Annotated in this window: 16 protein-coding genes and 3 pseudogenes; 13 read left to right on the top strand and 6 right to left on the bottom strand. The window is 62.4% G+C overall.

Going from position 1 to position 19,435, the window contains the following annotated elements; genetic code table 11:
* Position 1: 1 nt before the first annotated feature.
* From cydB to JO965_RS40035, 13 genes and pseudogenes are all read left to right on the top strand, one after another.
* A complete protein-coding gene (cydB, locus tag JO965_RS40100) occupies positions 2 to 1,009 on the top strand; it encodes a cytochrome d ubiquinol oxidase subunit II (RefSeq protein ID WP_203447311.1) in 1,008 nt (335 codons plus the stop codon).
* Entirely contained in the window at positions 1,009 to 1,131 is a 123-nt protein-coding gene (locus JO965_RS40095) for a DUF2474 domain-containing protein (RefSeq protein WP_203447310.1), read from the top strand. Before cydB ends, JO965_RS40095 begins: the two co-directional genes overlap by 1 nt.
* Positions 1,132 to 1,291: 160 nt before the next feature.
* Positions 1,292 to 2,317: pseudogene (locus JO965_RS48645) on the top strand (transposase); the annotation flags it as partial.
* Between the two features lie 461 nt (positions 2,318 to 2,778).
* Positions 2,779 to 3,435 carry a TerC family protein gene (locus tag JO965_RS40080; RefSeq protein ID WP_203447307.1) on the top strand — a complete coding sequence of 219 codons (657 nt, stop codon included), beginning with the start codon at positions 2,779 to 2,781 and terminating at the stop codon, positions 3,433 to 3,435.
* A 253-nt stretch (positions 3,436 to 3,688) separates the two neighbouring features.
* Positions 3,689 to 4,093: a DUF4112 domain-containing protein gene (locus JO965_RS40075; protein ID WP_203447306.1), complete on the top strand. Its 405-nt coding sequence runs from the start codon at positions 3,689 to 3,691 to the stop codon at positions 4,091 to 4,093.
* Between the two features lie 76 nt (positions 4,094 to 4,169).
* Positions 4,170 to 6,098, top strand: a complete 1,929-nt coding sequence (ftsH, locus tag JO965_RS40070) for an ATP-dependent zinc metalloprotease FtsH (RefSeq protein ID WP_203447305.1) — start codon at positions 4,170 to 4,172, stop codon at positions 6,096 to 6,098.
* A gap of 124 nt (positions 6,099 to 6,222) precedes the next feature.
* Positions 6,223 to 6,771, top strand: coding sequence for a sigma-70 family RNA polymerase sigma factor (locus tag JO965_RS40065; protein WP_203447304.1), 549 nt, complete (start codon positions 6,223 to 6,225; stop codon positions 6,769 to 6,771).
* The gene (locus JO965_RS40060) at positions 6,764 to 7,525 is read left to right on the top strand and encodes an anti-sigma factor (protein WP_203447303.1); all 762 of its coding nucleotides are present in this window, start codon (positions 6,764 to 6,766) and stop codon (positions 7,523 to 7,525) included. The genes JO965_RS40065 and JO965_RS40060 overlap by 8 nt, the downstream gene beginning before the upstream one ends.
* 21 nt (positions 7,526 to 7,546) lie before the next feature.
* Complete coding sequence (locus tag JO965_RS40055; protein ID WP_203447302.1) at positions 7,547 to 8,263, top strand: Bax inhibitor-1/YccA family protein; 717 nt, start codon at positions 7,547 to 7,549, stop codon at positions 8,261 to 8,263.
* A 31-nt stretch (positions 8,264 to 8,294) separates the two neighbouring features.
* The gene (locus JO965_RS40050; RefSeq protein WP_203447301.1) at positions 8,295 to 8,855 is read left to right on the top strand and encodes a DUF2076 domain-containing protein; all 561 of its coding nucleotides are present in this window, start codon (positions 8,295 to 8,297) and stop codon (positions 8,853 to 8,855) included.
* Positions 8,856 to 9,108: 253 nt separating this feature from the next.
* Entirely contained in the window at positions 9,109 to 9,561 is a 453-nt protein-coding gene (locus JO965_RS40045) for a 4-aminobutyrate aminotransferase (RefSeq protein ID WP_203447300.1), read from the top strand.
* A gap of 287 nt (positions 9,562 to 9,848) precedes the next feature.
* Positions 9,849 to 10,445, top strand: a complete 597-nt coding sequence (locus tag JO965_RS40040) for a plasmid pRiA4b ORF-3 family protein (protein ID WP_203447299.1) — start codon at positions 9,849 to 9,851, stop codon at positions 10,443 to 10,445.
* Positions 10,446 to 10,569: 124 nt separating this feature from the next.
* Positions 10,570 to 11,765: pseudogene (locus tag JO965_RS40035) on the top strand (ISKra4 family transposase); the annotation flags it as partial.
* Positions 11,766 to 12,315: 550 nt separating this feature from the next.
* Here JO965_RS40035 and JO965_RS40025 read toward each other — a convergent pair.
* The 6 genes and pseudogenes from JO965_RS40025 to JO965_RS40005 all read right to left on the bottom strand — a co-directional run bounded on the left by JO965_RS40025 (position 12,316) and on the right by JO965_RS40005 (position 18,607).
* On the bottom strand, positions 12,316 to 12,459 hold the full coding sequence (locus tag JO965_RS40025) for a hypothetical protein (RefSeq protein WP_203447296.1): 144 nt from the start codon (positions 12,457 to 12,459) through the stop codon (positions 12,316 to 12,318).
* A 2-nt stretch (positions 12,460 to 12,461) separates the two neighbouring features.
* Positions 12,462 to 12,725, bottom strand: coding sequence for a hypothetical protein (locus tag JO965_RS40020; RefSeq protein ID WP_203447295.1), 264 nt, complete (start codon positions 12,723 to 12,725; stop codon positions 12,462 to 12,464).
* A 206-nt stretch (positions 12,726 to 12,931) separates the two neighbouring features.
* A pseudogene (locus JO965_RS48640) lies at positions 12,932 to 13,136 on the bottom strand (NAD(P)/FAD-dependent oxidoreductase); the annotation flags it as partial.
* Positions 13,137 to 13,209: 73 nt separating this feature from the next.
* Positions 13,210 to 16,479, bottom strand: a complete 3,270-nt coding sequence (locus tag JO965_RS40015) for an efflux RND transporter permease subunit (RefSeq protein ID WP_203447294.1) — start codon at positions 16,477 to 16,479, stop codon at positions 13,210 to 13,212.
* A gap of 9 nt (positions 16,480 to 16,488) precedes the next feature.
* Positions 16,489 to 17,829 (bottom strand): efflux RND transporter periplasmic adaptor subunit, encoded by a 1,341-nt coding sequence (locus JO965_RS40010; RefSeq protein ID WP_371827022.1) that lies wholly within the window; start codon positions 17,827 to 17,829, stop codon positions 16,489 to 16,491.
* Positions 17,830 to 18,184: 355 nt separating this feature from the next.
* The gene (locus tag JO965_RS40005) at positions 18,185 to 18,607 is read right to left on the bottom strand and encodes a cupin domain-containing protein (RefSeq protein ID WP_203447292.1); all 423 of its coding nucleotides are present in this window, start codon (positions 18,605 to 18,607) and stop codon (positions 18,185 to 18,187) included.
* Positions 18,608 to 19,435 lie beyond the last annotated feature (828 nt).

The following is a 19,435-nucleotide window of genomic DNA, read 5'->3' as shown; positions in this document are numbered from 1 at the left end:
CATGATGCCCGTTTTTGATCTTCCCACCCTCTGGGCCTTCATCATCGCGTTCGCGGTCTTCGCCTACGTGGTCATGGACGGCTTCGATCTCGGCATCGGCATCCTGTTCCCGTTTTTCAGTACCGGACCGGAGCGCGACAGCGCCATGAACTCGGTCGCTCCCGTCTGGGACGGCAACGAGACCTGGCTCGTGCTCGGCGGTGGCGGCCTGATGGCGGCCTTTCCGCTCGCCTATGCCATCATCCTGCCGGCTCTTTACGCTCCGATCGTCGCCATGGTGCTGGCGCTGATCTTCCGCGGCGTCGCCTTCGAGTTCCGCTGGCGTGATCCCGGGCATCGCCGCTACTGGGACTTCGCCTTCACGGCGGGATCGATCGTCGCGACGCTGGCGCAGGGTATCACGCTCGGCGCCCTGCTCCAGGGCATCGTGGTGGAAGGACGCTCCTATGCCGGCGGCTGGTGGGATTGGCTCACGCCCTTCAGCCTGCTCGTCGGGTTCAGCCTCGTGATCGGCTACGCTCTGCTTGGCGCGACGTGGCTGGTGATGAAGACCGAGGGTGCCGTCCAGGACCACAGCTTCCGCCTCGCTGGCAGGCTCGCCCTCGGGCTGATCGTTTGCATCGGTCTGGTCAGTGCGGCAACGCCGTTCCTCAGCGGCGCCTACTACGAGCGCTGGTTTGCCTGGCCGCAGGTGCTGTTCACCGCCCAGGTGCCGCTGCTGGTCGGCCTGTGCTCCGGGACGCTGCTGGTCAGCCTGGTTCGTCGCTGGGAGTACTGGCCGTTCCTGCTGACGCTGGCGCTGTTCGCCCTCTGCCTGCTTGGCCTCGGCGTCAGCATGTTCCCGCACGTGGTGCCGAACGCTGTCACCATCCATGAGGCGGCCGCGCCGCACGCGAGTCTTCAGTTCATGCTGGTCGGCGCGAGCGTGCTGATCCCGATCATCCTCGCTTATACCGGCTACTCGTACTGGGTGTTCCGCGGCAAGACGGGACACGAGGGATATCACTGATGGACACCGTGACCGCGCCAAACTCCGCCCTGCGCCGCTGGCTGTGGTTCGTCGGCCTCTGGGCCGCCGGCGTCGGCACGACCGGAGCCGTCAGCCTCGTCATCCGGTTCTGGCTGACTTAACACCCGCGGAGTTCCCAACTGACGCAACATGCTAACGAGCAGTAGAGAACGACGAACGGCTGTCGGATCGACGCTGTCGAATGTCCTTGATCGACGATGTCAGCTCGGCGCTGCCCTCCCCTTGATCCTGTAGTAACTACAGCTCCTAGAAGTGAGTCCACGGCAGTTCCAGCTGTTCCGTCACCTGTTCGAGGCGGTGGTGCAGCGGTGCCTGGACGAGAGACTGGCGGGTGGCGAAGGCTTTGCGGTCGATGCGAGCCTGATCCAGGCTGATGCCAACAAGCAGCGTTCGCTGGCAGGTTCCGACTGGACAGCGCTGGACCACCCTCAGGACGCTCCGCGAGCCGTGCGCGAGTACTTGGCCACGCTGGACGAGGCCGCCTGGGGCGCCGCAACCGAGGTCGAGCCGAGGTTCGTCTTACCCTCGGATCCGGCCGCCCAGTGGATCGGTATGATGCGTGGCCCAGCCTTCTTTGCCTATGCGGACAACTACCTTATCGATCTCAAGTCAGCCGGGATCGTGGATGTGGAAGCCTCTCGTGCTGTGCGTCAGGCCGAAGTCGGGGCTGCCCGCACCATGCTCGAGCGCACGGCTGAGCGCTTCGGCCTCAAGCCGGAGCGGCTGGCCGGCGACAGTGCCTACGGCTCGGCGGAGATGCTGCACTGACTCGTGGAGGAGCAGAAGACCGAACCCCATGTTCCGGTCATAGACAAGTCCACGCGCCAGGACGGCACCTTCTCGCGGGCGGACTTCACCTATGACCCTGAGGCGGACACCTACACCTGTCCTGAGGTCAAGACGCTGACGACCAGCGGCCGAATTGTGAACGAGGGCACGAACAGGCTCTATCTGGGCAGCACCTTTGACTGTGGTCCCTGCCATCTCAAGGAGCGCTGCTGCCCCAACACACCGACCCGCAGGATCACGCGCAGCATCTATGAGAATGCTCGGGAAGTGGCTCGAGCGCTGTCCGGCACGCCGGCGTTCGAGCGGTCGCGTCAGGGCCGCAAGCGCATCGAGATGCTGTTTGCCCATCTCAAGCGGATCCTGAAGATGGGGCGTCTGCGGCTGAGCGGTCCATGCGGCGCTCACGATGAGTTCCTGCTGGCAGCAACAGCCCAGAATCTCAGAAAGCTCGCTAAGCTGGCTCTTCCAACAACGGTTCAGGTGAAGTCTGCGGCCTGATGGAATACCGGCACTCAGCTCATCATCGTCCTGACCTCAGCAAACAAAGCTGGTCGCTGTTCAGGCCATTTGAGTGCCGACTTTTTCAACGAAATCTGCCAGTTTCGGACCTTCCTAGACAAGGCGAAGGAACTGAGCTGCCTTTGGCAGTCCCTTCGCTCTGAGCAGGCTGCAGGGAAAGGTCCGGGCAGCTTCTAGGCCCAAGGTGGCTCATTTCCCCCTTGAGCTCACGTCATCTCGCCTTTACAGGTTGTGCACCAGGCCGGGCCCCTCTGGCAGTTCCGAGGAACTGCGATGTCGGACTGGATGTCCAATCGGGTGCCCGGCTCATGGCGTTCTGCCGACCGTAACTTGCTTCGCAACGCGCTCCACCTTCCGGTGGGGGCTGATGCTGCGTGGTTCATCTTGCGGTCGTTCCAGACGGCATGACGGCTGCCCCTGTTCATGCAACCGGGAGCCACATGAGCGAATTTTTCACCACAGAAGCCCTCTCCGCCCTCCTCCAAGTGATCATGATCGACCTGGTCTTGGCGGGTGACAACGCTATCGTCATCGGCTTGGCCGCCGCCGGCCTGCCTAAGGAGCAGCGGGCGAAAGCCATCCTGATCGGAATCATCGCGGCCACGGTCCTGCGTATCGGGTTTGCCGCCGCGACAACCCAACTCCTGCAGATCGTCGGCCTGCTCCTGGCCGGCGGCATCCTGCTGCTCTGGGTGTGCTGGAAAATGTGGCGTGAGCTGCGCATCAGCCACGCGGAGGAGATCCAGGGCGAGGAAGCTCTGGAGGGACGTGACCTCGACCAGGACGGCAAGATCGCGGGTGCCGCCCCGCGCAAGACCTTCGCGCAGGCGGCCTGGCAAATCGTCATTGCCGACGTGTCGATGTCGCTCGACAACGTGCTGGCGGTGGCCGGCGCCGCCCGCGAGCATCCCAACGTGCTGATCTTCGGACTGATCCTGTCTATCGCTCTCATGGGCGTGGCGGCGAGCTTCATTGCCCGCCTGCTGCAGAAGCACCGCTGGATTGCCTATGTGGGCCTTGCCATCATTCTCTATGTCGCGGTCGAGATGATCTACCGCGGCGCTCTGGAGGTGTGGCCGTTGGTCAACGGCGGGTAACAGCTGACCCAGCGAACAGGATGGCTCGCCTCTGGCTTCAGAAGCGAGCCATTGCAGAGCCGTGCTCTGGTTTGGCGCTGGCGAAAAATCACTGATGCATCAGGGTTCTGGCCTGGTCTTGTAGCCAGGCGTCCCGACCCCTATCTAGCATTTACCGGGGTCCGGGCCCCTCTGGCAATCTTCTCCAAGACTGCGATGTCGGACTCTCTCACCTGAGGAGTATATCAATCTGCTCCGCATCTGGGAGACGACTGTGACGTCTTACTCTTATACCTCCTTCAATGACACCTCCTTCCGGGCGCGCACGACACGAGCGCGACTCGATACTCTCGCGCGGTTCCTCGATAGCGCCATTCGCGTACCGGGAACAAATATACGCTTCGGCGCTGATGCGCTCCTGAACCTAGTTCCGGGCGTTGGAACCCTGACCTCAAAAGGCATGTCGGCTTATCTGATCTGGGAGGCGTACCGTCTCGGCGTGCCGACCTCGATCGTCCTTCGCATGATCGGGAATACCGGTGTCGACTTCGTGATCAGCGCAATCCCCGTCGTCGGCTGGGTCGGCGACGTGTTTTACCGTTCAAACCTTCGCAACATGGCGCTGCTTTGTAATCATCTCGACCGGGTTCATCCTGTGCCGCGCCGTTTCCAGCGCTGACGGCGGCGAGACGCAAACCAGTCCTGCAAATATTTGCCAGGATCAATTCGTTCCTTGTGGTTCAGAAAGCATCAAGATGAACAACCCCAATGCAGCGCCGAACTTCCGCAATTTTGCGATAGCAGCTGCAGTCATGTCCCTGCTGTCGCTGTTCTACTTCCAGAACACGTCAGCACCTCAGCCGGATCAACTCCCCTACTCTGTTTTTGTGACGGCAGTCGATCAGGGCGAGATCCGCTCCGTCACCATCCAGGGGCAGGAGGTCATCGCCGAGCGCTCGACAGGCGGCCGCATCACGACCTATGTCCCGCAAGGTGCCGGCCTCATTGCCCAGCTGCAGCAGAAGGGTGTCGTGATCAAGGCCGAGCCACCGCCGCAGCCGAGCCTGCTCGGCAGTCTGCTGCTGTCGCTGCTGCCGTTTGCCTTGATGATCGGCCTCGTGGTCTGGCTGTCGCGCAACGCCATGAACAAGCAGGGTGGCGGCGGGCTGCTGTCGATCGGCAAGTCGAAGGCGAAGCTCCTGACGGAGGCGCATGGCCGCGTCACCTTCGACGATGTCGCCGGCATCGACGAGGCCAAGGAAGACCTGCAGGAGGTCGTGGAATTCCTACGCGATCCGCAGAAGTTCCAGCGCCTCGGCGGCCGCATTCCGCGCGGCGTGCTGCTGGTCGGCCCTCCCGGCACCGGTAAGACCCTGACCGCCCGCGCGGTGGCGGGCGAAGCCAACGTGCCGTTCTTCACCATCTCGGGTTCCGACTTCGTCGAGATGTTCGTCGGCGTCGGTGCCTCCCGCGTGCGCGACATGTTCGAGCAGGCGAAGAAGAACGCCCCCTGCATCATCTTCATCGACGAGATCGACGCGGTCGGCCGCCATCGCGGCGCCGGCCTCGGCGGTGGTAACGACGAGCGCGAGCAGACCCTCAACCAGCTCTTGGTCGAGATGGACGGCTTCGAGGCCAACGAGGGCGTGATCATCATCGCGGCCACCAACCGTCCCGACGTGCTCGATCCGGCGCTCCTGCGTCCGGGCCGCTTCGACCGCCAGATCGTCGTCCCGAATCCGGACGTCCTGGGCCGCGAGAAGATCCTGCGCGTCCATGTGCGCAAGGTGCCGCTCGCTCCCGATGTGGACCTGAAGGTCATTGCCCGCGGCACCCCTGGCTTCTCGGGCGCCGACCTCATGAACCTCGTCAACGAGGCGGCGCTGCTCGCCGCTCGCCGCGGCAAGCGCATCGTCACGATGAAGGAGTTCGAGGACGCCAAGGACAAGGTGATGATGGGCGCTGAGCGCCGCACCCTGGTCATGACCGACGACGAGAAGCGCCTGACCGCCTATCACGAGGCCGGCCACGCCGTCGTCGCCCTCAACGTCCCGGCGACCGATCCGGTCCACAAGGCGACCATCATCCCGCGCGGCCGCGCGCTCGGCATGGTCATGCAGCTGCCCGAGCGGGACAAACTGTCCATGTCCTACGAGCAGATGACCTCGCGCCTTGCCATCATGATGGGCGGCCGCATCGCCGAGGAGATGATCTTCGGCAAGGACAAGGTCACCTCGGGCGCTCAGTCGGACATCGAGCAGGCGACCCGTCTCGCTCGGATGATGGTGACCAAGTGGGGCTTCTCGCCGGAACTCGGCACGGTGGCCTATGGCGAGAACCAGGACGAGGTCTTCCTCGGCATGTCCATGGGACGCCAGCAGAACATTTCCGAGGCCACCGCCCAGAAGATCGACTCGGAGGTCCGCCGCCTAGTCGAGGACGGGCTCAACGATGCCCGCCGCATCCTGACCGAGAAGGCGCATGAGCTCGAGGCCCTGGCCCGCGGCCTGCTCGAATACGAGACCCTGACCGGCGACGAGATCCGCCATCTGCTCGACGGCCAGCCCCCGGTGCGCGACACCGGCGAGACCATCACCCCCAGCCGCGGCTCCGCCGTGCCCACCGCCGGCCGCGGCCGGCCGCGCGAGAGCGACGGGGGTCTAGTCCCGCAGCCACAGAACTGAACCAGAAAAGGCGGGAGCTGTTTCAGCGCCGCCATTCCTTCTCCGGAACCGGCGTTGAGAGGTATGGGCAAAAAATTCTGACATTCTTCCGGATTAAACCCACGAGCAGCCCCGTACACCTCATATGAATGACGCTAAGCGCGCAGATGTTGTCGCACTACTCAGGCCCTTGCGGCGCTATGCCCGTTCGCTGGCACGGGATGAGGCCCAGGCTGAGGACTTGGTGCAGGACACCCTTGTCCGCGCCTACGAGCGGCGCAATTCGTTTCGCTCAAGCGGCAACCTGCGCGGCTGGCTGATGTCGATCCTGCACAACACTTTCATTGATCACCGACGCCGACACGTTGCGGAATTGCGCCGCCTGGAGCAGGCATCAGCCTTCGTCGACACCGAGGCCCCGCCTGAGCAGGAAAGCCGGATGCGGCTTCAGCAGGTCCAGGCTGCCTTCATGGGTCTGCCGGACGAGCAGCGTGCCGCTTTGCATCTCGTGGCCATCGAGGGCCTGTCCTACCAGGAGGCCGCCAACGCCCTGAAGATCCCGGTTGGCACCCTCATGTCCCGCCTGAGTCGCGCTCGCGCCGCCTTGCGCGACTTTGAGGCGGGAGCCGATCTTACGCAGCCGTCCGAAGCCAGGCGTCCGAGCCTGCGCATCGTCGGAGGATCCGATGTCTGACCCCATCACCGAAGCCGACCTCCTCGCCTATGTGGACGAGCAGCTCGACCCTGCCCGGCGGATCGAGGTCGAGGAGCATCTTGCCCATGATCCGGAGGCCGCCATTCGGATCATGGCCGATCTGAAGGACCGGGACGCCCTTCGGCTGCTCCATGCGGCTCCGCTGCCCCGCCCGGCGGAGTCTCTGCTCGCGGCGGCAACCCGGCTCGAGCGTGCCCTTACCTGGCAGGAGCTGGGTCTGAAGCTCCGTCGCGTCGCCGCCGTGGTGATGCTCATCGGGTTTGGCTGGTTCGCCCATGGGCAGGTTGGCCTGGGCGTCACTGACAGCGAGGCGTCACCCACGCCGCCGGCCTTCGTCGAAGACGCCCTGCACTCGCACGAGACGGCTCTGGTGCGTGCCCGCATGGTCTCGCAACGCGAGACCGCCGCGTACGACCCGGCCGAGATCTTGGCCGAAACCGGAATCCGGCTACCAGCCTTGCCGGAGGGCTGGCAGGTTCGCGATGCCCAAGTTTTCCCGTCCCGCGACGGCCATAGCGTCGAGATCGCCGTCGATGCCGGTGATCTCGGCCAGTTGTCGCTGTTTGCCGCCCATGTGCCGGTCTTCAACGTCATCGACCCCACCATTGCCCGCTTTGACGAAGCGAAGACCGTCTACTGGCAAACGGGCCAACTCGCCTATGCGCTGACGGGCACTGGCAGCGACAAGTCCATCGAACGGGCAGCCCTCCGGCTATCCCGTAAGCTTCAGTAATTTCAATCAGGAGGACTATTGATGAACACTCCCTATGCCTGGCAGACCACCACGGCCCGCGCCAGCGGCGCCGTCTTCGATGAGGGCCTGCGCCAGCACATGCTGCGGGTCTACAACACCATGGGCATCGGCCTTGTCGTGACAGGGCTTGTCGCCTACTTCGTCGCCTCGACCCCGGCCCTCTACGTGCCGATCTTCCAGACGCCACTCAAATGGGTGGTGATGCTGGCTCCTCTGGCCTTCATCTTCTTCTTCTCGTTCCGCATGGACCGGATGACGGCGGCATCCGCACGCACCGCCTTCTTCGCCTTCTCGGCGGTGATGGGGCTGTCGCTCGCCTCCGTGTTCCTGGTCTTCACCGGCGCCAGCATTGCCCGCACCTTCTTCATCACCGCCGCCATGTTCGGCGCGACCAGCCTCTACGGCTACACCACCAAGCGTGATCTCTCGAAGTTCGGCTCGTTCCTGTTCATGGGTCTGATCGGCATCATCATCGCCTCGCTGGTCAACATCGTTCTCGCGTCGAGTGCCCTGCAGTTCGCGATCTCGATCATCGGCGTGCTCGTGTTCACGGGCCTGACCGCCTACGACACGCAGTCGATCAAGGAACAGTACGCGGAGGGCTACGGCCACGAGGCCAACAACAAGATGGCGGTGTTCGGCGCCCTCTCGCTGTATCTGAACTTCATCAATCTCTTCCAGCTGCTCCTCAGCCTCACCGGACAGCGCGAAGAGTAATCTCCGTCCATTGTTGAAAGGATCGATTTTCATGGATCATCAGGACCGTCAGGCCATCGAACAGCTCTTCGGCAAGATTGCCCAGGTTGAGGGCCAAGCCGGAGCTCCGGACGCCCAGGCGGCGGAGTTCATCCGCTCTCAGATCGCGCGGCAGCCGAATGCCCCCTACTACATGGCTCAGACCATTGTGGTGCAGGAGCAGGCGCTGAATGCCGCCCAAGGCCGCATCCAGCAGATGGAGCAGGAGCTTGCCAGCCGTCCTGCAGGCGGGGGCGGTTTTCTGTCCGGCCTTTTCGGTGGCGGACAGTCACGGCCGCAGCCGCAACCCGCTTATCAGCCGCATCAGCCCTATCAGCAGCCGATGCACGGCATGCCGCCCCACATGGCTCCCCGTGGTAGCGGTGGCTTCCTGGCTGGCGCGGCCCAGACTGCCATGGGTGTGGCCGGCGGCGTGCTGCTGGGCAACTTGATTGCCGATGCCTTCTCAGGTGGCGACGAGACCAAAGCCGCCGACGCCGCACAGGCCGAGCCGCAGCAAGCGGCTGCCGAGGATTCTGGCGGCGATGACTTTAGCTTCGAAGAGGACATCTGAGTCAGATCAACGATGGGGCGGCCCTCCCGGGCAGGGGCGGGCCGCCCCATGATCTCATCCCTCCCGATCCGAGCGCCCGTCTTGGAGACCACTCGGATCCCCAGTACCGTGCGCCGCCGCCGGAGGTCCATGCGCTCCTCAGGCATTACGACAAAGACGGAACCCCGGCCCGCCAACGCCGTTGCCCGGTGACCTTACACCGCTTTTCAGCCTCATCATTTCCTGCAGCACGATCCCCGTACGGAGTTTAAGAATGCACCATTTGCAGCCTGCCGCGACCTTCGCCTTTGCCTGCATCCTTGCCCTGTCTGGAACCGCCGTCCTGGCTCAGACCAACAGCGCCTACCGGAGCACGGATGTGGTCGCGGGCAAGTCGCACCGCTTAGGCGTCTACGGCAACGTGCAGAAGGACTGCACATCAGGGCCGCTGCCAACCGTCCGGGTGGTGACCTCACCCAAGCATGGCGAACTGAATGTACGGAGTGGGAAGCTCAAAGCCGGACGGATCTCCCGCTGCCCGAAGCTGGAGGCCACCGCCCAAGGGATCTTCTATAAGCCCAACCCCACCTACAAGGGAGCCGACGAGGTCAGCTACGAGGTCAAGTCGGCCAGTGGCAAGGTGGAGAGCCACATCGTCAGGATCACGGTGAAAGATGCGACGCCCGCAGAGGCCAAGTCCAACCCGGACGCCGACACCGAGATGTGACGCGTGCCCTGGCCCGCTCCTGGCTGCACCATTGACAGCCTGGATGAGGCTCCAAGATTGGTAAGGACTGGCCACGCCTCAGCGCTGAACCAAGAGCCCTTATGACAGACGAGAGTGCGATGTTGACGGAACGTGCCATCCTGGAGAGCATGAGGTTCTGTGGGGCAGTTTGATAAGGGGTTGGCTGTACAAAGTTTCCAGCCAGACAAGGCTGCGGGACACCTCCGTTTGCCAACGCGCACCCCTCCAAAACCGGGCGGCCTGCCCCTTCCACGGCGCCGGAGATTTTGCAGTTCAAGGTCTGGCTGCTTGGCATCAGCCCCATGATCTGGCGGCGGGTTCGGCTGCCAACCAGCATGACGCTGCGGCAGTTGCATGGTGTCGTTCAGGTGGCAATGGGCTGGGAGGGCGTCAACCTATTCCAGTTCATGCTCCGGGCCAGACGGTTCGGCTCCCTGGAGTTGGCGGTCCGATCACCGGATATTCCGCTTTCAGAGCTGCGCCTCCGCTCAAGGAGCCGCTTCCGCTACGAGTACGATCTCAACATTCCATGGGAGCGCGAGGTGCGCCTCGAGAGCCGGCATGAGGCTCTTCATGGGACGACCTATCCACTTTGCCTGGACGGAGATGGATCCTGTCCGCCGGAGGATTGCGGCGGTGTGGCCAGCTTCCTGGCGCAGCGCGAGGCCTGGACCATGCTAGAGGTCAGCGAGGACTTGGCAGCTCTGGCCTCTTTCATCGCTCAACTCGCTCGGAAGCGAAGTACGAGGGCTCCGATGGCTGCCGAGGAGGTCGATGAGATCCGCGAGGTTCTGGGCCGCCTTGAGGTACGTCAAGGGAGGCAGGCAAGCTGTTCTCCCGCAAGGACGTCAACGCTCGGCTAAGGAGCGCCGAGTATCTCGGCCTCATGCATCAACAATGAGGAGACCGTGGCCCATGTGATCTGATAACGGCGTGGCGGCTCTCCCGAAAGCGCACGGAGAGCCCATGTAGCTCATGATCATGCTTCAGATCGTCGAGGCTCAGGTCGGCGCTTGGCTTGAGAAGCACCGGCACTGCGAGATCACTGGTCGGCGGCTCCAAGGCAAGGGCAGCTACCCGATCACCTTCCGGACTCTGTTCGGAGATGTCCAGCTGAAGAGCCCACGCTTCTACGTTCCCAAAGAGCGGCAGACCAACGGTCCAGCGACGATCTCGCCATTGACGCAGTTGCTTCCCGACCACGTTGCGCCAGAGCGCCTGTATCTCGAGACCCGCTGGGCTTCGCTCGTGCCCTATGCAGCAGCCGCCGATCTCCTGGCCGACGTGCTTCCTGTCGGGAGCGGCGTCAACGCAACCACGGTCCGTCAGCACGTCCTACGGACAGCCGAGCGGATAGAGGGCGATCTCGCCGAGCAGCGAGCCTCATTCACCGAGGGCACAGATCCTCGCGATTGGGAGGATCTGCCAATTCCTGATGGACGGATGGTCATCGGCCTGGACGGCGGCTACATCCGCGATTGGCGCGACAGAAAGAAGAATTTCGAGCTCATCGTCGGCCGGTCCATGCCCGAAGAGGGAGAGGCCCGCTACATCGGCTTCGTTCATGGCTATGATCGCAAGCCGCAGCGTCGCGTTATTGATCACCTCCGCCGACAGGGCTTCCAGACCAATCAGGATCTGACCTTTATCACTGACGGCGGGGACGAGGTCCGCGCGCTTGCTGAGCGGATCAGCCCGTGCAGCGAGCACGTCCTCGACTGGTTTCACGTCACCATGCGGATCACGGTCCTGCGCCAGTTTGCCCAAGGTCTGGTGCACCATGGCAAGGAGGCCGGATTGGAGGCGCTCGATAAGTTGCGCTGGATCAAGTAGTTCCTCTGGCATGGCAACATCTACCGAGCCTGCGAGGCAATCGACGATCTGCTTCTCGACCTCGAAGCTCTCGACAGTCGCTACCCTAATCTGCGCAAGTTCAGGACGGCCATGCGCGACTTCCAGATCTATACCACCAGCAATGAAACGAGCCTGATCAACTACGGAGAGCGCTATCGGTCCGGTGAGCGGATCTCCTCAGCCTTTGTCGAGGCGACACTGAATGCCGTCGTCAGCAAGCGCTTTGCCAAGAAGCAGCAGATGAGTGGAGCCGACGCGGCGCGCACCTGCTCCTGCAGACGCGGACCAGGACTCTGGATGGCTCGCTGCGTGCCACATTCGAGCAATAGTATCCTGGCATGATGAACAACAATGTTGGATGCGATGGCCGGGTAGCTGCCTAAGCTAGATGAAGCCATATCGATGCCGGGAGTAATGCAGGGCCGGACTCTCCACGGGGAGCACGAAGAATTTTCGGGAGGCTTATGCTGCGGCTCGGTGGAAAGAGGTTTGTTGCAGAGCGAACAGCGATTGGCGGCCGTGACCGCCTCCATTACACATCTCAGCTTGCCGATTGACCGCCCGACGAAACCTCATGCTGCTCCAGTAAAGCGGCTGATTGCACGAGCCTGGTCCTGCGGCTGTGGCGCCGGAGGACTTTGCACTTCTCAAACCTCACCTCGAGAGCGCCGCCCTGCAGTACGAGGGTGAACCGACCAAGCTCCTTCAGGACCCAGCGCAAGTGGACCGGCACCCACGCTGGGAGGCGCTGTTATGTGATCGTCGCAGGTGGCGTTCCGGTTCGCTCAAGGTCGTGAATTACCGCTTCGTCGGGACCCTTGCTCTCTTGCAACCATGGCGTGTTCAATAATCCAGCATGACGTCCTCCGCACTGAGCCGTCAGAACAGAGGATCGGCCACCAGCAGCGTTGTGACGGTTGCCGCGAGGTTGAGCAGGCCAACCCTCGCGGCAATGTGGTACGACATACCGCGCCGGCGGGGACGTTCGAGGTGGTTCAACAGATGCTGCGTCGCGCGTGTCATGTTTAGTGCCTGGCGCGCCGACGGGCTGGCTCCGACACCGTGTACTCCGTTGTGGGCTGCCGCATATGGTTCTGAGCTTGGCGTAGCGTCTCGAAGGCTTGCTTGTTGGCACGACCTTCAGCAATGGCGCGCTCCCAGCGGCCATCCCGCTGCATAGCCTCAACCTCGCGGTTGACACGGTCGCGATCGATCTTGCTGCCCATTTCCGCCAAGGCCATGCCCGGGAGGAAAAGAAGGGGCAGAGTCAAAAGAAGCTTTCTAAACATTTTACTCTCCATAAGGCCGGTGCACAGCCTGTGTCTGAGGGATGTTGCAATCGGCGAGAACCGATTGAAATTGAGTCATTCTTGCAGCCATCCTGGGCCAGGAAACAGGACCAAGATTGAGCGAACAGATTGCACCATTGGACAGTCGAACGCTTGCTGAGGCTTGGGTTTCTCAGCCCTCCCCAACGTTGGTGCGGGGAGGGCTGTCAGCGTCCGGGAACGATCACATAATCCGGGTTGGCGACGGCAAAGGCCGCCTTGCGATCAGCCGCCGGCAGATAGACCCACGGTGTTGATCTCCCGCTTCTGAGCCTTGCCTTTCGCGTGCGTCAGCCGCACCTGACGGTCCCAGCCCTCGGTGTAGAGAGCACCCCGCCGACCGATATCGAGGCATGCGACGTACCTCGGGCGGAGCCTTTGCCCACCTGGGCCGCATCCTCAACATCAACATCTCAAGGGACTCCTGCATGGCTCGCTGCCATCATCATTCAGCCGCTTCTCGGAACGGAATCGCTATAGCCTTTGACGAGGCAGCCGCCTGATCAGGTGCCTCAGTCAGTGCGTGCTTCGCCTTGGCCGCCTGCCCAGCAAAACGGGCGTAAAGGGCCGGCAGAACGAGGAGGGTCAGCAAGGTCGCACTTATCAGGCCGCCGATGACGACCGTTGCCAAGGGCTTCTGCACCTCCGCCCCTGTTCCAGTTGCGAGCGCCATCGGCACGAAACCCAGCGACGCGACCAGCGCCGTCATCACGACCGGCCGTAGCCGCGTGAGCGCCCCCTCAATGATCGCATCCGTGATGGGACGGCCCTCCGCGACGAGCTGCTTGATGAAGGTGAGCATCACGAGGCCGTTCAGCACCGCCACGCCGGACAGGGCGATAAACCCGACGGCTGCCGAAACGGAGAAGCTCATGTCGCGCAGCCAGAGCGCTGCAACGCCGCCCGTCAGAGCGAGCGGGACCGCGCTGAACACGAGCAGCGCGTCGCGCGGCGAGCCCAGAGCCGAGTAGAGCAGGAGGAAGATCAGGAAAAAGCCGCCGGGCACCACGATCATGAGGCGCTGACTGGCGGCCGCGAGGTTCTCGAACTGTCCCCCCCAGGTGATCCAGGATCCGGCTGGCAGCTTGACCCCGGCGGCCACCTTGGCCTGCGCCTCTGCTACGACCGAGGCTATATCACGCCCCCGCACGTTAGCGGTCACGACAATACGCCGCTTTCCGTTCTCGCGGCTGATCTGGTTCGGGCCTTCTGAGAAGGAGAAACTCGCGACTTGCTTCAGCGGAACCGCGGCGTTCACACGCACTGATAGCGGCACCGGCAGGTTCTTGAGCCCCTCCAGGTCATCGCGAACGGCGTCAGGAAGGCGAACGACGATGTCAAAGCGACGATCGCCTTCGAAGAGGACACCGGCTTCACGGCCACCAATGGCGGCACCAACCACGTCCTGCACCGCGGCGTGGCTCAGGCCAAGGCGGGCGATCTCCGCCTTCTCAATGCGGATGTCCAGAAAGGGCAAGCCTGTGACCTGCTCGACCTTGACGTCTTCGGCGCCTTGAACACCGCGGAGGATACCGGCAATTTGGTTTGCCGCCGGTAGCATCGCGTCGAACTCCTCCCCGAATACCTTGACAGCCAGATCGCCGCGGGTGCCGGCCAAAAGCTCGTTGAACCGCATCTGGATAGGCTGCGTGAACTCGTAGTTGTTGCCCGCGACCGTGCCGACGGCAGCCTGAATTTCTGCAATCAGCTTCTCCTTGGGCAGGTCTGGATCGGGCCACTCCTCGCGGGGTTTGAGAATGATGAAGTTATCGGAGACGTTGACCGGCATTGGGTCGGCGGCAACCTCCGCCGTACCGGTTTTCGAGAAGACGAAGGCCACTTGCGGGAATGTGCTCACCGCTTTCTCGATAGAGAGCTGCAGGTCTTGCGACTGCGATAGCGACGTCGACGGTATCCGCACGGCATGCATCGCAATGTTTTTCTCATCCAGTTGCGGGATGAACTCCTGCCCCAAGCGGTTGAAGAGCACGGTCGCGCCGATGAACAGCAGCAGCGCCGTAGCGATCACTGGCCCCGGCCGGCGGACTACCCCGTCCAGAAACGGCCGGTAGAGCGTCTTGAGAACCCGCACGATGAGATTTTCCTTCTCCTGCACCCGGCCCTTGATGACGATCGAAATCAACGCCGGCACGAAGGTGAGGGATAGGATGAAGGCTGCGACGAGCGCGATGATGACCGTCAGGGCCATCGGTGCGAACATCTTGCCTTCGACTCCCGTGAAGGCGAGGAGCGGTACGTAGACGAGAATGATGATTGCTTGCCCATAGACGGAGGGCTTCACCATCTCCTCCGCTGAACGCCGCACGGTTTGAAGGCGCTCGTCGAGGGTGAGCTGCCTGCCGAGTTCGTGCTGGCGCTCGGCCAAGTGTCGCAGCGAGTTCTCAGCGATGATGACAGCGCCGTCGACGATGAGTCCAAAGTCGAGTGCTCCCAAGCTCATGAGGTTGGCGCTGATCTTTCCCTGAACCATGCCGGTCACCGTCATCAGCATGGCGACCGGAATGACGAGCGCCGTGATGATGGCAGCGCGGATGTTGCCGAGCAGAAGAAAGAGGACCACAACGACAAGCAGTGCGCCCTCAGCCAAATTCTTCGCCACCGTTTTGACGGTGGCGTCAACGAGCAAGGTTCGGTTCAGAACCGTCTTAGCCTCAACACCCGGCGGCAGAGTGCGAGCAATCTCCTTCATCTTCGCGTCGACCGCGGCCGCAACCGTGCGGCTGTTGCCGCCGATCAGCATCAGCGCCGTGCCGAGGACTACCTCCTCGCCGTTCGCGGATGCTGAGCCCGTGCGCAGCTCGCGACCGATCCCGACGCTGGCGATGTCCTTAATCCGAACGGGCACTCCGCCCCGCGTCACCACGACGACGTTGCCAATCTCCTCCATGCTCTCGAGACGACCGGCCGAGCGCACGACGTAGCCCTCACCGTTGCGCTCGAGATAGCCGGCGCCGCGGTTCTGGTTGTTGCTCTCAATCGCTTCGGCCAGATCCTTGAAGGATAATCCAAGTGCGTTGAGCCTCGCGGAGTCAGGCTGAACGTGATACTGCTTCTTATAACCGCCGATCACATCGACCCCGGCCACACCATGCACGGTCTTGAGCTGCGGGCCGATGATCCAGTCTTGCACCGTTCGCAGGTACGAGGCGCGCTCAAAGTTATTGCGCAGCCGCTGTCCCTCAGGGGTGAGATAACTGCCGTCCGACTGCCAGCCAGTCTGACCATCCAGCACCGGCGCGCCTTGGCCTGGCTTGCGGTAGGCAACGGTCCACATGTAAATCTCGCCAAGGCCGGTCGAGATCGGTCCCATGTGAACCTCAGCGCCGGGAGGCAGATTGTTCTTGGTCTCGCTCAGGCGTTCGTTGACCTGTGCTCGCGCGAAGTAGAGATCGGTCGATTCGCTGAAAACGGCCGTGACCTGGGCAAAGCCATTGCGGGAAAGTGAGCGAGTATATTCGAGACCTGGGATGCCGGCGAGCGCCGTCTCGATTGGATAGGTGACCTGCTTCTCGACATCGAACGGTGAGAGCGAGGACACAACCGCATTCACCTGAACCTGGTTGTTTGTGATGTCAGGAACGGCATCGATGGGCAGCTTTGTGAGCGACCAGCCACCAAGGGTGATCGCGAGAAGCGACAGCAGGAGGACGAGCCAGCGTTGCCGGACCGAGAAGTCGATGATGTGGCTGATCATGGCGTGACCTCAGTGACTGTGCTCGGCCTCGGCCTTGCCGAGTTCCGCTTTCAGGACAAACGTGTTGGCCACCGCGACCTGCTCGCCGGGGTCCAACCCAGAGGTGACCTCGACCGACGTGTCGTCGCCCTTACCGAGCACCACCTCCCGCTTCTCGAAACCTGCTTCGGTGCGGACGAAGACGACCTGCTCGCCATTAATGGTCTGGAGTGCTGAGCGGGGAAGCCGTAGGTTGACTGGCTGCTCCTCGACGGTGATGTGGGCTGTCACATAAGAGCCAGGCCGCCAAGTCAGATCCTTGTTGTCGAGGGACGCAATCACGCGGGCTGAGCGCGTATCCTGGTTCAGCAAAGGACTGACGAAGACGATGCGTGCCTCAGCGCTCGGCCCGTCATGGGTCGTGATAATCTGGACGGCTTGTCCCTCTCGAACCTGGGGGAGATCCCCCGTCGGAATGGAGAGCTCGACCCAGACTGACGAAAGATCGGCGATGACATAGACTTCCTTCTCCTGGTCCTCGCCACCGACCGGCGCGCCTAGATCGACCCTGCGCTCAACCACGCGTCCTGCGATCGGGGAGCGCAGCTCATAACGCTGCAATTTGTTCGGGCGCGTCGCGACCTGCGGCCCAAACGAGGCTTGCTTGACGGGTGCAACGGGACTTCCCACCGCAGCAATCTCCTTATCTGAAAGGCCAAGTGCGGTCAGCTTCTGGTGAGCGAGATCGACCCGCAACTGCGCTTCCGCGAAGCTATTGCGAACCTTCAGGTACTGCTGTTCGGCGGAGATCTTCTTGTCCCAGAGGGACTGTTCGCGTTCAAAGAGGGTCGTTTGGAGCTCCAGGTTCACGAGCGCCGACAGCAGTTCGCTCCTGGCCTCGGCGACCTCCCGGCTGTCGAGGACCGCAATCGTCTCACCCTTTGCGACAATATCACCAAGACGCTTGTTCAGTTCTGCGACGGTTCCGACGACTCTTGCCGCGATATGGGCGATCCGGTCAGGATCCGGGATGACCGAACCCGGGACGGTCAGGCGGCGCGCGAGCACCCCCTTGTCGATCGTAGCGACCTCGATCTTTGCCGCAGCGACGCGCTCAGGGGTCATCTGGACGACGCCTTCAGGCCCTTCTTGTCCCCCGGCGCCGTGTTCGTCGCCGTGTTCATGGCCATGCCCGTCACTGTCGGCGGTGGCCGATGACACAGCATCATGTTTGTCTTCAGCCCTGGCCTGAAACGCGGTGCTGACGTTGGCTTTCGCAAGCAGGTCGCGCACCGTCTCGGGGGCCTGTGGCACGAGAGCCGCAAAAGCCAAACCGCTGACCGCAGCAATCAGAACAAAAACGGAGCGCAGCATCAGTCTTTTCCTCTATGATGAACGCAGACCATGCGGGTTCCGCGCTAGGCACCCAAGTGTCACTGGCCGAAACGAGCGCAACGGGTGGTCCGACTGCCTGGAACCAGTGGCAGCCGAAGCGTCGACAAGGATCAGGACTCTCGACGCTTCAGCCAACAGGATCGAAATGGCGCCAGAAACGCATCTGCCCCAAGGTACCTCCAGCGGTCAGCCACGATGAGGGCCGGAGCCGAAGGAAAGTGCTATGGCCTTCTTGCTGTCTCGCAAGAGCGATTATCTAATGTCCAGTCGTTTCAGGCTGTGACGGAAATCACAGATTACGTGCAGCGGCCAGCGTGTGGCGTCGCATCGCTCACTTGACCACCACGAGTGGCTTGTCTTTCTCGACCAAGTACGTAGCGAGCTCCGCCGCATTGCCGCTGCCGACGTTCCTGGCCGCGTGGGGTGTCCCAGCTGGGATGAACAAGGAGTCTCCGGCTTTGAGCGTGACCGGGGGCTTACCCTCGAACTGATACTCCAGCAAGCCTTCGAGGACATAGGCGATCTCCTCACCCGGATGCGTGTGCATGCCGAAGGCCGCCCCCGGGGCGAAATCGACCCGCACCTGGATGACCTCGCGTCCGGGCTGGCCAAGATCGTGCCGCAGGACCTCGGTCCGCCCGAGGCCTGAAGGCCGTGCCACTTGGTTTTCTGGCTGCTGGGCCTGCGCGAGCTGCAGCGCCAATCCGCTTCCGACGAACAGCACCGCTGCCGTAATAAGTCGAGTTGCTTTCATTTGAAAATCCTCCCGCCCTTCGCGTCCATTGAAGATGGCGTTTGTATTGGTGATGTTTCGATCCATCGCTGATTTGTATCTTCATGTGTTCGCACCTTCAGGAGACACAGTGGCGTACCAAGCGAATGACGGAGTGGCGCGGGGTGTATGTCCTCTTTGCGAGCCACATCGCAGCTCAAGCGCGGCAGGTTCACGTTTAGATGTGCTCCCAAGAAATGGCTGCCGCCTCCATCGCCGGGGCCTGGCTCGTGGAGGTCATCGTTCGTGTCGGCGGTGTCAAGGAGCACTCTCCGGATTGCGCTAGCCCGCCTTGGGCCAGCTCCCGGCTGGCAATATGCGCGAACATTAGGGCATCTCGGCGCAAACATTGATCTTCTCCAAAGCCGCGAAATGGGCTGGGTGATCCCGCTCCAGGCACCACCGAGAAGGAACATAAGGTGAGGCGAGGTCAGTGCGAATACACGCTATTCGCCAGTTACTCTTTCTCGGTACGCAAGAAATGAGCCTTAAGATCCGTTAGGTCTTCGGATGAATGCCCTGTTGTGCCCACGACCGGCCGGTGGGCTTGCCCAGTTTGATGAAGTTCCTATCGCCATCCCTAAGTGGAGAGCACGAGGAACTGTGGGGCAGTTTGGTAACAGGCTGGCTGCACAACGTTTCGAGCCAAACGAAACAAAGCTGCTGGACACCTTCATTTGCCAAAGTGCCATCCGGCCTCGAACTCAGACCCTGCCGCGTGCTGGGCCTAAACTTCTGCGGAGCTTTCGGTTTTTGCTCAGACCGGGAGGGTCACGACCGGCGCGGACTGTGATCCCTCTGTTGTTGACG

Origin of the sequence: Microvirga sp. VF16 (assembly GCF_016864375.1) — a bacterium.
Taxonomy (GTDB): Bacteria; Pseudomonadota; Alphaproteobacteria; order Rhizobiales; family Beijerinckiaceae; genus Microvirga.
This window is presented reverse-complemented; position numbering and strand designations above follow the sequence as displayed.

What these genes read in the sequence shown, in the direction of transcription:
- cydB (WP_203447311.1), top strand. Translation starts at nt 2, where the DNA reads ATGATGCCCGTTTTTGATCTTCCCACCCTCTGGGCCTTCATCATCGCG.
- JO965_RS40095 (WP_203447310.1), top strand. Translation starts at nt 1,009, where the DNA reads ATGGACACCGTGACCGCGCCAAACTCCGCCCTGCGCCGCTGGCTGTGG.
- JO965_RS40080 (WP_203447307.1), top strand. Translation starts at nt 2,779, where the DNA reads ATGAGCGAATTTTTCACCACAGAAGCCCTCTCCGCCCTCCTCCAAGTG.
- ftsH (WP_203447305.1), top strand. Translation starts at nt 4,170, where the DNA reads ATGAACAACCCCAATGCAGCGCCGAACTTCCGCAATTTTGCGATAGCA.
- JO965_RS40065 (WP_203447304.1), top strand. Translation starts at nt 6,223, where the DNA reads ATGAATGACGCTAAGCGCGCAGATGTTGTCGCACTACTCAGGCCCTTG.
- JO965_RS40060 (WP_203447303.1), top strand. Translation starts at nt 6,764, where the DNA reads ATGTCTGACCCCATCACCGAAGCCGACCTCCTCGCCTATGTGGACGAG.
- JO965_RS40055 (WP_203447302.1), top strand. Translation starts at nt 7,547, where the DNA reads ATGAACACTCCCTATGCCTGGCAGACCACCACGGCCCGCGCCAGCGGC.
- JO965_RS40050 (WP_203447301.1), top strand. Translation starts at nt 8,295, where the DNA reads ATGGATCATCAGGACCGTCAGGCCATCGAACAGCTCTTCGGCAAGATT.
- JO965_RS40045 (WP_203447300.1), top strand. Translation starts at nt 9,109, where the DNA reads ATGCACCATTTGCAGCCTGCCGCGACCTTCGCCTTTGCCTGCATCCTT.
- JO965_RS40025 (WP_203447296.1), bottom strand. Translation starts at nt 12,459, where the DNA reads ATGACACGCGCGACGCAGCATCTGTTGAACCACCTCGAACGTCCCCGC.
- JO965_RS40020 (WP_203447295.1), bottom strand. Translation starts at nt 12,725, where the DNA reads ATGTTTAGAAAGCTTCTTTTGACTCTGCCCCTTCTTTTCCTCCCGGGC.
- JO965_RS40015 (WP_203447294.1), bottom strand. Translation starts at nt 16,479, where the DNA reads ATGATCAGCCACATCATCGACTTCTCGGTCCGGCAACGCTGGCTCGTC.
- JO965_RS40005 (WP_203447292.1), bottom strand. Translation starts at nt 18,607, where the DNA reads ATGAAAGCAACTCGACTTATTACGGCAGCGGTGCTGTTCGTCGGAAGC.